13 protein-coding genes are annotated in these 14,646 nt (G+C 54.2%); 3 read left to right on the top strand and 10 right to left on the bottom strand.

Going from position 1 to position 14,646, the window contains the following annotated elements:
• Positions 1–65: 65 nt before the first annotated feature.
• The 3 genes from FHG12_RS19860 to FHG12_RS19850 form a co-directional block, all read right to left on the bottom strand.
• On the bottom strand, positions 66–269 hold the full coding sequence (locus FHG12_RS19860; protein ID WP_139517446.1) for a hypothetical protein: 204 nt from the start codon (positions 267–269) through the stop codon (positions 66–68).
• A 78-nt stretch (positions 270–347) separates the two neighbouring features.
• The gene (locus FHG12_RS19855; RefSeq protein ID WP_139517445.1) at positions 348–1,760 is read right to left on the bottom strand and encodes a dihydrolipoamide acetyltransferase family protein; all 1,413 of its coding nucleotides are present in this window, start codon (positions 1,758–1,760) and stop codon (positions 348–350) included.
• A 177-nt stretch (positions 1,761–1,937) separates the two neighbouring features.
• The gene (locus FHG12_RS19850; protein WP_139517444.1) at positions 1,938–3,194 is read right to left on the bottom strand and encodes a competence/damage-inducible protein A; all 1,257 of its coding nucleotides are present in this window, start codon (positions 3,192–3,194) and stop codon (positions 1,938–1,940) included.
• A gap of 101 nt (positions 3,195–3,295) precedes the next feature.
• Between FHG12_RS19850 and FHG12_RS19845 the strand changes: the two genes are divergently transcribed.
• On the top strand, positions 3,296–4,048 hold the full coding sequence (locus tag FHG12_RS19845) for a DUF4197 domain-containing protein (protein WP_139517443.1): 753 nt from the start codon (positions 3,296–3,298) through the stop codon (positions 4,046–4,048).
• Between the two features lie 72 nt (positions 4,049–4,120).
• Here the strand turns inward: FHG12_RS19845 and FHG12_RS19840 are convergent, their stop codons facing one another.
• The 6 genes from FHG12_RS19840 to FHG12_RS19815 all read right to left on the bottom strand — a co-directional run bounded on the left by FHG12_RS19840 (position 4,121) and on the right by FHG12_RS19815 (position 10,316).
• Positions 4,121–4,483: a hypothetical protein gene (locus FHG12_RS19840; RefSeq protein WP_139517442.1), complete on the bottom strand. Its 363-nt coding sequence runs from the start codon at positions 4,481–4,483 to the stop codon at positions 4,121–4,123.
• Positions 4,484–4,793: 310 nt separating this feature from the next.
• Entirely contained in the window at positions 4,794–5,426 is a 633-nt protein-coding gene (locus FHG12_RS19835) for an ABC transporter ATP-binding protein (protein WP_139517441.1), read from the bottom strand.
• On the bottom strand, positions 5,416–6,213 hold the full coding sequence (lpxA, locus tag FHG12_RS19830; protein WP_139517440.1) for an acyl-ACP--UDP-N-acetylglucosamine O-acyltransferase: 798 nt from the start codon (positions 6,211–6,213) through the stop codon (positions 5,416–5,418). The genes FHG12_RS19835 and lpxA overlap by 11 nt, the downstream gene beginning before the upstream one ends.
• A gap of 118 nt (positions 6,214–6,331) precedes the next feature.
• Positions 6,332–7,726 carry a bifunctional UDP-3-O-[3-hydroxymyristoyl] N-acetylglucosamine deacetylase/3-hydroxyacyl-ACP dehydratase gene (locus FHG12_RS19825; RefSeq protein ID WP_139517439.1) on the bottom strand — a complete coding sequence of 465 codons (1,395 nt, stop codon included), beginning with the start codon at positions 7,724–7,726 and terminating at the stop codon, positions 6,332–6,334.
• A gap of 112 nt (positions 7,727–7,838) precedes the next feature.
• The gene (gene lpxD / locus FHG12_RS19820; protein ID WP_139517438.1) at positions 7,839–8,879 is read right to left on the bottom strand and encodes a UDP-3-O-(3-hydroxymyristoyl)glucosamine N-acyltransferase; all 1,041 of its coding nucleotides are present in this window, start codon (positions 8,877–8,879) and stop codon (positions 7,839–7,841) included.
• Between the two features lie 204 nt (positions 8,880–9,083).
• Positions 9,084–10,316: an HD domain-containing protein gene (locus FHG12_RS19815; RefSeq protein ID WP_139517437.1), complete on the bottom strand. Its 1,233-nt coding sequence runs from the start codon at positions 10,314–10,316 to the stop codon at positions 9,084–9,086.
• Between the two features lie 311 nt (positions 10,317–10,627).
• On the opposite strand from FHG12_RS19815, the gene porX reads away from it, so the two are divergent.
• Complete coding sequence (gene porX, locus FHG12_RS19810) at positions 10,628–12,196, top strand: T9SS response regulator signal transducer PorX (protein ID WP_139517436.1); 1,569 nt, start codon at positions 10,628–10,630, stop codon at positions 12,194–12,196.
• Between the two features lie 89 nt (positions 12,197–12,285).
• The gene (locus FHG12_RS19805) at positions 12,286–12,786 is read left to right on the top strand and encodes a hypothetical protein (RefSeq protein ID WP_139517435.1); all 501 of its coding nucleotides are present in this window, start codon (positions 12,286–12,288) and stop codon (positions 12,784–12,786) included.
• A 159-nt stretch (positions 12,787–12,945) separates the two neighbouring features.
• On the opposite strand, the gene FHG12_RS19800 is transcribed toward FHG12_RS19805, so the two are convergent.
• Positions 12,946–14,616 (bottom strand): ArnT family glycosyltransferase, encoded by a 1,671-nt coding sequence (locus tag FHG12_RS19800; RefSeq protein ID WP_139517434.1) that lies wholly within the window; start codon positions 14,614–14,616, stop codon positions 12,946–12,948.
• Positions 14,617–14,646: the final 30 nt, after the last annotated feature.

The following is a 14,646-nucleotide window of genomic DNA, read 5'->3' as shown; positions in this document are numbered from 1 at the left end:
AGGTCATCAAAAAGCCCGGTGCCGAAAGGCGCCGGGCTTTTTGCGTAGCTGAGAAAAGCCCCGCTTTACTCGTCGCGCAGGCTATCGGGAGTGACGCCGCGGGTGCGGCCGGTAAGCTGGTTTTGCAACTGAAAGCTCACTTGCTCACAATCGGCGAATCGCTTCTCGGCCAGCTTCAACGCCTCTTCGGTAGCCGACAGTCGCTGGTAGAGATATAGGATCAGGCCCAAGGAAATGACCAGCGCGATTAATGAAATGATGTTCTTCATAACGACTTGATTATGAAATAAATAAGCCCATCTGATTGACGGGCTTATTTATATAAAATGCTTGCTGAAAATAGAAGATTAAATGACCGTATTTGGGTCAAACTGCTCTAGGTAATCGGCTACCCGGCGTACGAACATTCCGCCCAACGAGCCGTCTACTACGCGGTGATCGTAGGAGTGCGACAGGAACATGAAGTGTCGAATCCCGATCAGATCGCCTTGTGGAGTTTCGATCACAGCGGGCTTCTTCTTGATCGCGCCGAGGGCCATGATGGCTACCTGTGGCTGCATGATGATAGGAGTGCCCATCACGTTGCCAAACGAGCCCACGTTCGACACGGTGTATGTGCCGCCTTCCAGATCGCCGGGAGTGAGTTTGTTGATACGAGCGCGGTTGGCGAGGTCATTTACCTTCTTGCTCAGCCCGTTGAGGTTAAGCTGGTCGGCTTTGTGAATGACGGGCACAATCAGGTTGCCGGAAGGCAGCGCCACGGCCAAACCAATGTTGATGTCGCGCTTCTTGATGATGTAATCGCCTTCGACCGACACGTTGATGTTGGGGAAATCCTGAATGGCCCGCGCAATTGCCTGAATCAGAATGGGCGTAAAGGTCAGGTTCTCGCCCTCGCGCTTTTTGTAGGCGTCCTTGTGTTTGTTGCGCCAGTTCACGATTTCGGTCACGTCGGCTTCTACAAACGAGGTCACGTGCGGCGAAATGCGCTTGCTGTCGACCATGCGCTGCGCGATCATTTTGCGCATGCGGTCCATTTCGATCAGCTCGTCATTGCCGCTTACCGACGGCGCCGGTTTGGAAGCCGCCGCTACTGCCTGGGCCGGCGCTGCCACTGAAGCAACTTGTACTTGCGGCACCTGAGAAGGCTGAGCAGGTGCGGATGGGGTTTTTTCTGTAATGAATTGATTATCAGATGTTTGTGAATTAGTCTGGGGCGTTGCTTCACTCTGCTTGCCGCCCGCCACAAAATCGAGGATATCTTTCTTCGTGACGCGGCCTTCTTTGCCGGTGCCGGGCAAGCGTTCGAGGTCCGCCATTGAAATGCCTTCTTCCCGAGCGATGCTCAGCACCAGGGGCGAATAGAAGCGGCCCGGCTGAGCCACGCCAAGCCGCACATTGCTCTGTGGGTCGTGGGGCTCGGGCAGGTAGGGTACTTCCGCTCCGTTGAGGGCGGGGGCGGGAGTTGCCTGTGGCGTAGCGGGCGTGGCAGCAGGTGCCGTTGAAGCGGCCGCAGCAGCATCGGTTTCGATGACGGCTATAGGAGCCCCTACGGCGACTACTTGGCCTTCCTGTACCAGAATTTCCTGCAAGACGCCGGCGTGCAAGGCGGGTACTTCGGTATCTACTTTATCGGTAGCCACTTCCAGTACGGACTCGTCCTGCTCAATGGGGTCGCCTACTTGTTTGAGCCATTTCAGGACGGTGCCTTCCATAATGCTTTCGCCCATTTTGGGCATCACCATTTCCACTCGTGCCATGCAGATTTTCGGGGGTTGATTTGTTGGGTGTTGAAGGTCAGACAGCTAGCTCTGGACAACTCATAACAAGGGGTGGGGTTGTCCAAAACCGAATCAAAGGTAGCGCTTTTGCCCGTGTAGCGTAAGGTTTCGCTCACGCTCACCACAGGAATCAGGACTTCCCAAACTGGAGTTTGGTTACTGAACCGGGGGCAGGCTCAAGCGCAGCAGGTTAAGCACGGCCGTTGTGGTATACTCGATATTGATCTGGCGGCCGCGGTTGAAAGAGAACCGCCGGCTTACGGTTTGGTGTGCGTCGGCATAAGCAATGCAGATAGTGCCAACCGGCTTGTCTGGGGTGCCGCCGTCGGGCCCGGCAATACCACTGGTAGCAATGGCTACGTCGACGCCCAAGTTCTTGCGGGCACCTTCTGCCATTTCCCGAACAGTCTCTTCGCTCACCGCGCCATGTAAAGCAAGAGTTTCGGTGCTTACCGATAATTGTTTGATTTTGATTTGGTTATCATAAGCGATAACACTGCCCAGAAAATAGCGTGAGCTACCTGCTACACTCGTCAGCTTATGTGCTACAAAACCGCCCGTGCAGCTTTCGGCCGTCCCGATGGTGAGGCCGCGCTCGGTTAGCAAGCGGCCAATGGCTTCTTCCAGCGGGATGTCTTCCTCAGCAAAAATGTACGCTCCGATGCGCTCGCGCAACGCAGGCAGCAGGGCTTCCATGCGAGCGCGGAGGTTGGGCTGGCCGTCATCGGTGCCGGTGAGGCGCAGGCGCACGTTGCCTAGCGAAGGCAGGTAGGCCAGCTTCATATTGGGTGGGAGTGCATCTTCCCAGTCGGCAATCTGCTCGGCCAAAAACGATTCTCCTAAGCCGGCCGTCTGGATAACAAGGTGTTCGATGGCGGGCGTTTGGAAATGCTCCTTCAGCTTGGGCAGCACGATGTCGGTCATCATGCGCTTCATCTCAAACGGCACGCCGGGCATCGACACAAACACCGTACCTCGGTCTTCAAACCACATGCCCGGCGCCGTACCCATGGCATTGCGGATGGGCGTGCAGCTGGCCGGCAAATAGGCTTGCTGGCGGTTTACTTCCAGCATTGGCCGGTTGAAGCGGGCAAAAATAGCCTCCACATCGCGCAAAGATGGTTCATTGAGCACCAGTTCAGTCCGAAAGTACTCCGTCAGAATATTCTTGGTAAGGTCGTCTTTGGTAGGGCCGAGGCCACCCGTAATCAGTACCACGTCAGCGCGTTCGCGGGCTGCGTCGAGGGCCAGCACGATTTCAGCAGCCCGATCCGATACGCTCGTTATTTGGCGCACGCGCAGACCGATCTTGCCAAGCTCCTGGCCCATAAAAGCGGAGTTGGTATCCACGACCTGTCCGTAAAGCAATTCGTCGCCGATGGTAATTATTTCTGCGTTAGGTACCTGCTGCATGTTGGGTGGAATAGAAACTAAAACGTGTTTGTTTTGGTCCGGTTTATGCCTAAGTAGCGGCATCGGCCCGCATGGCCGTTACGTATTTGCCGCCCCGAGTTATGAAAAAGATTCACTATTTCTTGCCTTTCGCCCTGGTCTTGGGCCTTCAGCTTTCTGCATCGGCTCAGGTTTTCAAGCTGCCCAAAATCGGGAACATCAAGCTCCCAATTCCCAGCACAACTACCACTCCCGGCAGTTCGGTTAGCCAAGACGAAGCCGCTCGCGGCCTGAAAGAAGCCCTTACTCAAGGCATCAGCAAAGGCACCGATCAGGCATCGCAGCAGGATGGCTTTTACCTGAACAAGCTCATCCGCATTCCGTTTCCGCCTGATGCTCAGCGCGTAGCTAACACCTTGCGGACCATAGGGTTAGGCTCGCAGGTCGACCGGTTTGAGTTATCGCTGAACCGCGGCGCCGAGGATGCTGCCAAGAGCGCAAAGCCTATTTTTATCTCGGCCATCAAAGCCTTGACTTTCAAGGATGTATGGGGAATTCTGACGGGTGAGAAAGACGCGGCCACGAATTACCTCAAACGGACCACCAGCCAGCAGCTTACCACGGCTTTCAAGCCCATCATTCAGCAATCACTCGACAAAGTAAACGCCACGCGCTACTACACCGACCTGACCATGCGCTACAACCAGATTCCGTTGGTCAAGCCCGTCAACACCGACCTGAATAGCTATGCCACCGGCAAAGCCATCGATGGGTTATTTACCTTGGTGGCCCAAGAAGAAGCGAATATCCGGGAGAACCCCGTCGCCCGTACCACGGAGTTGCTTCGCCGCGTATTTGGTGGCTCCAAGAGCTAACACAAAGAGCCATACCCAACAAAAAACCCCGGCTACATGTAGCCGGGGTTTTTTGTTGGGCGCTAACGCCGGTTAGTAGTCATCGTCATCGTCACGGCCACGGCTCCGGCCGCGTGAGCGGCTGCTGTAGGCATCGTCGTCATCGTCGTCAGCGAGGTCATCCAGATCATCGTCGCCGAAGCTGGAGAAGCCGCTGCTGCCATCCGGATCTTCGGCGGCTTCGGCCGTGGTGTATTCTTCCTCCGTCATGCTGGCAAGGTCAAGCGCTTCGTCGTGCGAAGAACCCGTGTCGCGCCACATCAGGTAGTCGGCGTACTTGGCACTGAGGCGTTCTTCGGGGCTACCGCTGCTTTTGCGGCCTCCTTTCTGAGCGAAGGTATCCAGCTCGTCTTCATCGTCGAGGAAATCGTCGTCGAGGTCGTCGTATTGTTTCATGGCCGGGTGAGGGCAGATAAAAGTGAATGGTTGAAGAATGTCGTAGAAGGGTACCGTCGCGAAGATACGGCTCGGTTAGTATCTGCCTTGGCCGCAGTGTACGTTTCAAAGCGGCTGGCAGGTTGCAGTTCAGTTTGGGGAAGGACTAAAATTACGGCTGCCGATGATCGGACAGAGGTAATAATTCGTGCAGGCGAAACAACCACAATTCGGTTAGTTCAACCTCGAAAGAAGCTGTTTGAGATGGTGAAGGAGCGAGACGTTACCAAAAATAAGAACTAACGCGCAAAAGAAATACACCTGCCCTGGTTTACCGGGCCATTTTTGCGCCGAAATCTGTCACGTCGAGTCGCTCGCTGCAGAAATCGTATTCCTCCGGAACGTTCGAGCTTACCAGCACCAGACGGTCCGCTGTGGTGGCCTGCACGTGTTCGTGGTACCAGTCTACGCCGGTGCGGTCGAGGTTGGTCGTGGGTTCATCCAGCAGCAGGAGCGGGGCGTCGCTGTACAGGGCCAGGGCCAGCTTGAGGCGCTGCTTCATACCCGAAGAGAAATCGCGGATCAGCTTATGGCGCGACTTTTCCAGGTACATCAACTCGATCAGACGCTTAGCTGTGAATCCTGTTCGAAGCGGCTTAAAGCGGGTATGAAAATGCAGAAGTTCTGTAAGTGTCAGTTCCTCAATGACTTCCAAATACGGTGCGCAATACGCCAGCAATTGCGGTATTTCTTCTACGGCTATAGCTCTGCCTTGGTAAGCGTACGAAAGCGAGCCCTCCGTGCTAAGTAATTGGCCTGAAAGTGTGTTGAGCAACGTGCTCTTGCCCGAACCGTTGGGGCCAAGAATTGCAGTTGCCGAGCCCGGCCGGAAAATGTGCGTCAGGCCCCGGAAGATCCACTCGCGGTGGAAACGTTTGCCCAACCCAACGGCCTCAATCTGCACCGTTTCCGTTGCGCGAATAGCCTTTGATCACGCCGCGACCCGAGTTGCGCACAAAGTTTACTACTTCGTCGCGTTCGGGGCTGGGCAATAACTCCAGTTCAATTTTGTCGAGGGCGTCGTTGTTGTTTAGCCCGCTCAAAAACAGCAGGCGATACAGTTGCTGAATCTCGCTGATCTTCTGATCAGAGAAGCCCCGGCGGCGCAGCCCAATGGAATTGATACCGCTGTAAGTCAGCGGTTCACGGCCGGCTTTTACGAAAGGAGGTACATCCTTGCGCACCAGCGAGCCGCCCGAAATCATGGCGTGCTGGCCAACCCGCACGAATTGGTGAATGGCCGAAGTCCCGCCGATAATGGCATAATCGCCAATCTCCACGTGGCCAGCTAGCTGCACGCAGTTGGCCAACACGCAGTAATCGCCAATGAGGCAGTCGTGGGCCACGTGCACGTAAGCCATCAGCAGGCAGTTAGCACCTACTACAGTCCGGAGCTTATCGATGGTGCCGCGATTTACCGTCACGCACTCCCGAATCACGGTGTTGTCACCGATGTGGGCGGTCGTTTTTTCGCCGGCGAATTTCAAATCCTGCGGTACGGCTGCGATGACGGCCCCAGGAAATATCTTGCAATTTTTGCCAATACGCGCCCCCGACATGATCGTCACGTTGGGGCCAATCCAGGTGCCTTCCCCGATCTCGACGTCTTTATCGATAGTGGTAAAGGGCTCTACCACAACGTTTTGCGCGATCTTAGCCTCGGGGTGTATATAGGCGAGCGGCTGGTTCATTTTGTTCAATTATCAATTATCAGTCAACGAGTAACAAGAGCATCTGACGGCCGGGTATCAACGCTTGAAAAGGCTGTCCATTGTTCAGGTACCGCTCATTACTTGTTAAGTGAGAAGCTTAGGCGTCTTTGCGGACAATGGCGGCGCTCATTTCGGCTTCCATCACCACTTTGCCGTTCACGAAGGCTTGGCCCTTCATTTTGGCGATGCCGCGCTTGACGGGAGCCAGCAGCGAGCAGCGGAAAATGATGGTGTCGCCGGGGATCACCTTCTTGCGGAAACGGCAGTTTTCGATGCCTAAGAAATAGGTCCAGTAGTTTTCCGGATCCGGCACAGTATTCAGCACCAGGATGCCGCCGGTTTGGGCCATTGCTTCAATCTGAATCACGCCGGGCATAACGGGGTTGCCAGGAAAGTGACCCTGGAAGAACTGCTCGTTCATGGTCACGTTCTTGACGCTGGTAACCGTCACGGTATCCAGATGAATGATCTTGTCGATCAGCAGGAACGGGTAGCGGTGCGGTAGCGTGGCAGAAATCTGGTTGATGTCCATAACCGGCGTCCGCGACGGATCGTAAGTCGGAACGGGACTGGTATCAGCCTCCATCATCTTCTTCTTGATCCGCTTGGCAAACGCTACGTTAGCGGCGTGACCCGGCCGAGCCGCCAGAATCTGGCCTTTCAGCGGACGGCCTACCAACGCCAAGTCGCCTACCAAATCGAGCAGTTTGTGGCGGGCGGGCTCGTTTTTGTGCCGCAGATCGACGTTGTTCAGGATGCCTTCTTTCTTGACCGCTACTTTGGGCTTGCCCAGCATGGTGGCCAAGTCGCTCAGTTCTTCTTCGCTCACCACGCGATCCACGACCACGATGGCATTGCTCAAATCGCCGCCCTTGATGAGGTTTTGCTTGTAAAGCGCCTCTAGCTCATGCAGAAAACAGAACGTGCGTGACGAAGCTATTTCCGTGGCAAAATGCGTGATGTCGTTGAGCGAGGCATGCTGCGAGCCCAGCACCGGCGAATTATAATCGACCATTACCGTTACGCGGTAATCGTTGAGCGGGAGGGCCGCAATTTCCACCGCCCGGCCATTATCCACAAAGCGGATTTCGTCGGGAATTTCGAAGTAGTTGCGCAGCGCATTCTGCTCTTCCAAACCCACTTCTTGCAGGGGCCGGATGAACTCATACGACGAACCATCCATGATGGGCGGCTCAGGCCCATCGAGTTGAATCAGGACGTTGTCGATTTGCAAGCCTACCAGCGCCGCCAAGGTGTGCTCCACCGTATTGACGCGGGCGCCGTTTTGCTCGATGGTCGTACCGCGCGACAGATCCACTACGTTGTCAACGTCGGCATCCACGATGGGCTTGCCGGGCAGGTCGATGCGCTGGAATTTGTATCCGTGGTTGATGGGCGCGGGGCAGAAGGTCATGGTGGCCTCAACGCCCGTGTGCAGGCCAATGCCGCTCACGGTCACCGGCGCCTTAATCGTATGTTGCTTGTCGTTCATCAGTAGGGAAGCGCGAAACGAGAACTAGGAAGAGAGAAAAGAACAATTTCAAAAGGCAGAAATCGTCTTACTGCTCACGCCTTAGTTCGCATCTCTAAAGGGAAGTGCAAAGCTAGGAGTTTTCCGGTTGGGTATTTTGATGTTCCAAAGCATCAAGGCGGCGTTCCAAATCGGGCAAATGGCGGAAAATGGCGTTCGCCCGTAGGCTGTCGCGCAGGCTGAATGCCGGCGAGCCTTGCAGAAAGACGCCTTCCGTTTTGATGGATTTGCCCACGCCCGATTGGGCCGTGACGGTGGTGCGGTTGGCCAGCGTCAGGTGCCCGGCAATGCCAGCCTGCCCGGCCAGCACGCAGAAGTCACCGATTTTGGTTGAGCCCGAAACACCGGTCTGGGCGGCAACGACTGTGTGGCGGCCAATCTCCACATTATGAGCCAGTTGTACTAAGTTGTCAATTTTGGAGCCTTCCCGGATGACGGTCGAACCCATAGTGGCACAGTCGATGGTGGTATTGGCTCCGACGCTCACGTTGTCTTCCAGTACCACGTTGCCAATTTGTGGGATGGTGCGGTACGAGCCGTCGGCTTGCGGCGCAAAGCCAAAGCCGTCGGAGCCCAGCACGGCGCCCGCATGAATAGTGCAGCGCGCCCCAATCACGGTATCGGCGTAAATTTTGGCGCCGGCATAAATAATAGTGCCATCACCGATTTGGCAGCGATCGCCAATGTAAGCCTGCGGAAAAATCAGTACGTCGCGGCCAATCCGGCACCCTTCGCCGATGTACGAAAAGGCGCCGCGGTAGTGGTTTTCGCCGATCTCGCTGTTGGCCCCTACAAAAGAAGGCTCTTCCACGCCGCGCCGGCCGGTGCGGCTGGCCTGCTGGTAAAACTCAAGCAGCGTAGTGAAGCTGGAATACGGGTCGTCTACTCGGATCAGGGCCGCCGCGACAGGCTGGCGCAACACCAGCGAGTGCGCCACAATCACGGCCGACGCGCCCGTGGTATAGAGGTAGTGTTCGTATTTGGAGTTGGCCAAAAAGGAGAGGGCGCCGGCCTGGGCTTCTTCGATTTTTGCCAGCCGGTCAATGCGCTGCGTCGCATCGCCTTCTACGGCGCCGCGCAGCACTTCTGCTATCTGGCCTACGGTAAATTCCATCGCGCAAAAGTAATGAGTTGAGGCTTATCAGTTGCCGATTGCCCGATGCGAGTTGCCAACTGCTCGGCCAAGGCGAGAAGCAACACGAAAACGCAGCAAGTAGGAGAGATAAGTTGAGGGAAAGAGCATTTTTGTAATAATATGATTGTCAGATAATTATGAATTGTCGTGACTCGCGGCTTTCTCAGAAGAATACGCCACTATTTACTGCGCAATTTCCTTTGGGTAGCAGATGTAGTGTTTCTCTACGCGCTGGCTTAACGCGCGGATGTTGGGCAAATCGGATGCCTCAGCCACGTTGACCACCCGGCCGCGCTTGGTGAGCACGTCGATGGTGTCTTTGCCATCGGCATCGTAGGCATTGTTGCTGATGCGGCCCGTGAGCATGAGGAGCTTGGCTTCGTCAGGCGGCAATTGGAAATGGTCTGCGATCAGTTCTACCACGCCTAGTTGAAACTCCTCGTCGAAGGGCTCGCTCTGCAAGACGATCTTAAACAAATGACGATCCAGCATGCTGCGCGACATATAGCTCAGTACTTTATCGGGGTGGTTGGCCCACATTTTTACGGCGCTCCACACATCCGTATCGTCCAGTTGCACAAAGCGTTGCAGAATGGTGTCATCTTGCTCAAAGTCCAGCAGGCTGACGGGCTTGGCCAAAAAGTACTGCAAGTCGGGCGAGGCTGGCAGCGCGTGCCCCGTGCGCGCCAGGTCGCGGGCGCGCTGCATGATGCGAATGATCATCTGCTCGGCGCTCGTAACCGTCTTGTGCAAATACACTTGCCAGTACATGAGACGGCGGCTCACCAAAAAGTTTTCGATGCTGTAAATGGCTTTTTCTTCCAACACCAGCTTCTCGTCGGCTACCGTGAGCATTTTGATGAGGCGGTCGGCGCCGGGCCGGCCTTCCTGCACGCCGGTATAAAAGGAATCGCGGTTGAGATAATCAAGCCGGTCCATGTCGAGCTGACTGCTCACCAGTTGGTGAAAAAACGGCCGGTGGTAGCTCCCCTGAAAGATTTCGATGGCCAGCGTAAGTGCGCCGTTGAACTCATTGTTGAGCCGTTGCATTAAATACAACGAGAGTTGCTCGTGGGGCACTTTGTGAAAGATGGACGTCTCGAGCGCGTGCGAGAGCGGGCCGTGACCAATGTCGTGCAGCAGAATGGCCGCCAGGGCCGCTTCGCCCTCGGCGGCCGAAATTTTGATATGTTTGTCTTTCAGCGTGCGCAAGGCCATGCTCATCAGGTGCATGGCTCCCAAGGCATGATGAAAGCGCGTGTGCAGCGCGCCGGGGTACACAAACCCCGTAAGCCCAAGCTGCTGAATGCGCCGCAGCCGCTGGAAATACGGGTGTTCAATCAGGTCGAAAAGAAGTTCGGTGGGCACGGTGACAAAGCCGTACACCGGGTCGTTAAAGATTTTCTTCTTATTCAAAATAGAGCGTACGCTTTGGTAGTTTGGTGCCGGGGCCGCCGTTAGGCAATCAATAGGTGGTCTATACGCAGATCGAACAAGTGCGGAAGCGAAAGCGTACGCGTCTTATGCCGAATACAGCTCGACGGCCAAAAATTGTAAAACTTAAATTCAGGGATTGGGGGTAAAGCTACTTACGAAACTTCATTTGCAACGGTGCTAAACCCACCCGGCTCTTTGGAGTCTATTGAGTAAGCTGATGCGCCGACGCAGGGCCTCACCTGCTTGGCTCTGGCCGGGCTTTATCCTTGTAATTCCAACCCTATCCATACATGCAACGCTACAACATCCTCTGGGCCGACGACGAAATCGATCTGCTGAAGCCCCATATTCTCTTCCTAAAAGAAAAAGGCTACGACGTAACCGGCGTAAATTCGGGTGCCGATGCCATCGAGCAGGTACAGGAGCAGAACTACGACATCGTATTTCTGGACGAAAACATGCCCGGCCTTACCGGCCTCGAAACCCTGACCGAAATTAAAGCTTCTCGCCCTACAGTACCGGTGATCATGATCACCAAGAGCGAGGAAGAACACATCATGGAAGACGCAATTGGCTCTAAAATAGCCGATTACCTCATCAAGCCCGTCAACCCGAATCAGATATTGCTGTCGGTGAAACGGGTGCTCGACAACAAGCGCCTGATTTCCGAAAAGACCAACAGCAGCTACCAGCGCGACTTCCGTCAGCTGGGCATGCAGCTCGGCGATCGCCTTTCGCCCTCGGAGTGGGCGGATGTGTATAAGAAGTTGGTATACTGGGAGTTAGAGATTGACGAGACGGAAGGCAAAAGCATGGCCGACGTCTTCAACATGCAGAAGGACGAGGCTAACACCTACTTCGGTCGCTTCATCACCGACAATTACGAAGACTGGGTAAACGGCGACGACAAAGACGCCCCGCTCATGTCGCATCAGTTGTTCAAGGAGCGCGTGTTTCCGCTGCTGAAAGACACCGGCGACACGCCCGTTTACTTTGTGCTGATCGACAACCTGCGCTACGACCAGTGGAAGATTCTGGAGCCCATCATTGCCGAGCTGTTCACCGTGGATTCGGAGGAAATGTATTACAGCATCCTGCCGACTACTACTGCTTATGCCCGCAACGCGATCTTCTCGGGCATGATGCCCGGCGAAATCCAGAAGAAGTACCCCAACCTGTGGGTCAACGACGACGACGACGAAGGCAAGAACCTGCACGAGCAGGAATTCATGGAAATCATGTTCCAGAAGGCCAGCCAGAAAGCCAAATACAGCTACAACAAGGTAACTAACCTCCAGGCTGGCAAAGACTTACTGGGTAAGATGTCGAACCTGCACAACAACTACAAGTGCAACGTCATCGTCTACAACTTCGTGGATATGCTCTCGCACGCCCGCACCGACATGGCCATGATTCGGGAGCTGGCCGGCGACGAGTCGGCGTACCGCTCGCTAACGCGCTCGTGGTTTCTGCACTCGCCGCTGTATGAAATGCTCCAGCAGATTGCCGAGAAAAAAGGCAAGCTCATCATCACCACCGACCACGGCACGATTCGCGTAAAGCGCCCGTACAAAATCGTCGGCGACCGGAACACCAACACCAACCTGCGCTATAAGCACGGCAAAAACCTCGGCTTCGACGACTCGCGCGATGTGTACGTGGTGCGCAAGCCAGAGCGCATTTTCCTGCCCCGCGAAAATGTATCGACCGCGTACGTGTTTACGCTCGGTGACTACTTCTTCGCCTACCCAAACAACTACAACTACTACGTGAACTACTACAAGGACACGTTCCAGCACGGCGGCATTTCGCTGGAGGAAGTTATCATTCCCTACATCACGCTCACCCCGAAGGGGTAAGGTAACCTAATATTTGAACGCTGAGATAGTGGCGAGTTTCTTAGGATTCTCGCCACTATTGCGCTAAAACCAATCTTACACCTTGGGTGATGGCAAAGTACCTTGCTTTATGCTTTCTCTTTTTTGCGAGTTGCCAGGCTCATGATGAGAAAGCCAATAAACTGCCAATTGAAAAAGCGTACGTAGAGTCCAAAACGAAACTGACATCTTTTGTTATTATTCCGTCAGGGGGCTATAAGAGCCTTTCTATTAAAGAGTTAGATGAAGTAGACTCGCTGCTTAAGGCGTGCATTATAGAATTTAATCATCTGCAGGAAGAAGAAATGGAAAAGATGGCCAAAGCTTATCCTGCTATTCCTGTTCGTAAAGAAAACTACGTTATTGACCTTTCAACTTACAAAAAGCAACTAGTGATTTGGACAAATGAAAGGGGGGAAAAGCATGTTTGGGTTAATTGCTTTTGTGACGATAAGCCTTACTGGAAAGAAAGGATAGTTGAAGTAACGGATGGTGGCAATTGTTACTTTAATGTGAAGCTTAACCTGACCAAAAGGAGTTGGTATAGCATGGATGCAAATGGTGTAGCATGACTTGATACTGTTGCCAAATGATACAGCAAGTATGTACTTGATTATCATTTTGTGATAAGCTAAACGTTGACTTTTTTGGAACAGGGTCGCCATGCAACGGGCCGGATACCTTATGAGGATAAGGTGTCCGACCCGTTGCATGGCGACTCAGCTAAGCTCCTACTTCAGTTCAAACAAGGTAGCGTTGAAGGTATTTAGTTGGTAATGAGCTTTTTGCTTGCCCATCTTGGAGAATTCCTGTTCAAGTGATTTGCCCGGTACAAACTTCTGATCGTGGTACCATGCGGGCTGATCGATGAAGTCGCCGATGGGATCGCGGTTGTTGGTGTCGTAAATAAACCAGAGCCGCTTTTTGCCTTTAAAGCCTTTGAAGTCGGGTTTTAAGTGGTTGATGTAATCGGCCGGATTGCGGGACTTGTTTTTTACGTAGCTGGCCTCTATAGCATTGAATTTCAAATAGTTAGCCGCTTTGTAAAACTCGTACGCCTGGCGCATGTTCCAGTAAACATACACCGCGTCGCCGGGCTTGTAGTTCTGGTTGACAAACAGCACTACTTCCCGGTTGTAGTCCTTGATAACCTGGTGAGGATCATTGACTTGCTCGGCTGAGTTTACGAGTGCAGGGGTCAATACCAACAACAGCCCCAGCGCCACAAGGGAGTAGCGCCGCGGAAACAGCGCGCAGAAGCGCTCAAAGCCATACGCCAGCATCAGCAGGAAAACCGGCCCCAGAAATAGCAGAAAGCGCTGATGGAACGGGTAAACCTTCAGGCCGGACGCCGCCATCGTGAGTAGCACGGGAAGTACTAAAACGCTGAAATTCAGCCGGTTCTTCCGCAACATCAGTACCGCGCCGAGCACGATGGTGGGCGCATACAACCAGCCCATCCGCAGGAAGTAGTACAAAAAGGAATGGTCGGCGTTGGGCTCAAAATAGAGCATCAGCCCCAGGGGGCGGTCGAGGAGGGAGTAGGGCTTGCGGACAAGCCAGGTAAGGTCGGAAACCGAAGCCGGCGGCAAGGGCATGAAGGCATCGTCTACTCGCTTGAAAAAGTCAATCAGCCAAGCCGATTCGTGGAATTTCCGGACGAACAAAAAATACAACACGCCAAAGCTCACCAGCCACAACGTGAACGGAATCAGCAACATAAAGAACCTGCGCCACTCTTTCCGCAGTAACGCGTCGAGGCAAACGGCCCCGGCAATGCCCGCCGCAATGAATATCAGCGAGAAGGAAAACCACAGCAAAATTGCCCCGGCAACGCCCCAGATCAACAGCGATTTTAGGTCGGTACGGTCGTGGTATTTCGTGTAGAGAAACAGCGCAAGGATGGCGGCCGTCAGCTCGGTGCAGTATTGCTTGGCCTCCACCGAGTGGTAGATGAACGTGTAGGAAATCGAGAGCACGCCGACCGCAATAACCACGCCCCAGGACCGGAGAAAATGCCGCGCTACGGGCACAAAGAGAAACAGGGAACTGATGCCGCAGAGCAGCGAAAACAGCCGCAGCACCTGTTCCGAATTGCCCAGCACTGTAGTCAGCAGCTTTACCGCCCACAGGTAGCCCAACGGGGCTTTTTGCTGGTATTCGAACGTGCGGGTGGCCAAGCCCCAGAAATCCAGCTTGACGATGTTGACGTTCAGGAAAAGCTCGTCGATAAAGAAGGAGCGATTGTAGATAAACTGAAACAGCCGCAGTCCAATACCGATGAGGATCAGAATATAAAGCGTAATGTTCTGATAATCAGCTTCCACAAGCCCGCCGCCCGTAGCGGTACGTGTCCGCCTGGGTGGCGCTGGCAGGTTAATGGATTTGAAATTTAGGGGCATAGGTATTGTCCTTCATGCCGAAGCCACGGC

Origin of the sequence: Hymenobacter jejuensis, from assembly GCF_006337165.1 — a bacterium.
GTDB classification, from domain to species: Bacteria; Bacteroidota; Bacteroidia; order Cytophagales; family Hymenobacteraceae; genus Hymenobacter; species Hymenobacter jejuensis.
This window is presented reverse-complemented; position numbering and strand designations above follow the sequence as displayed.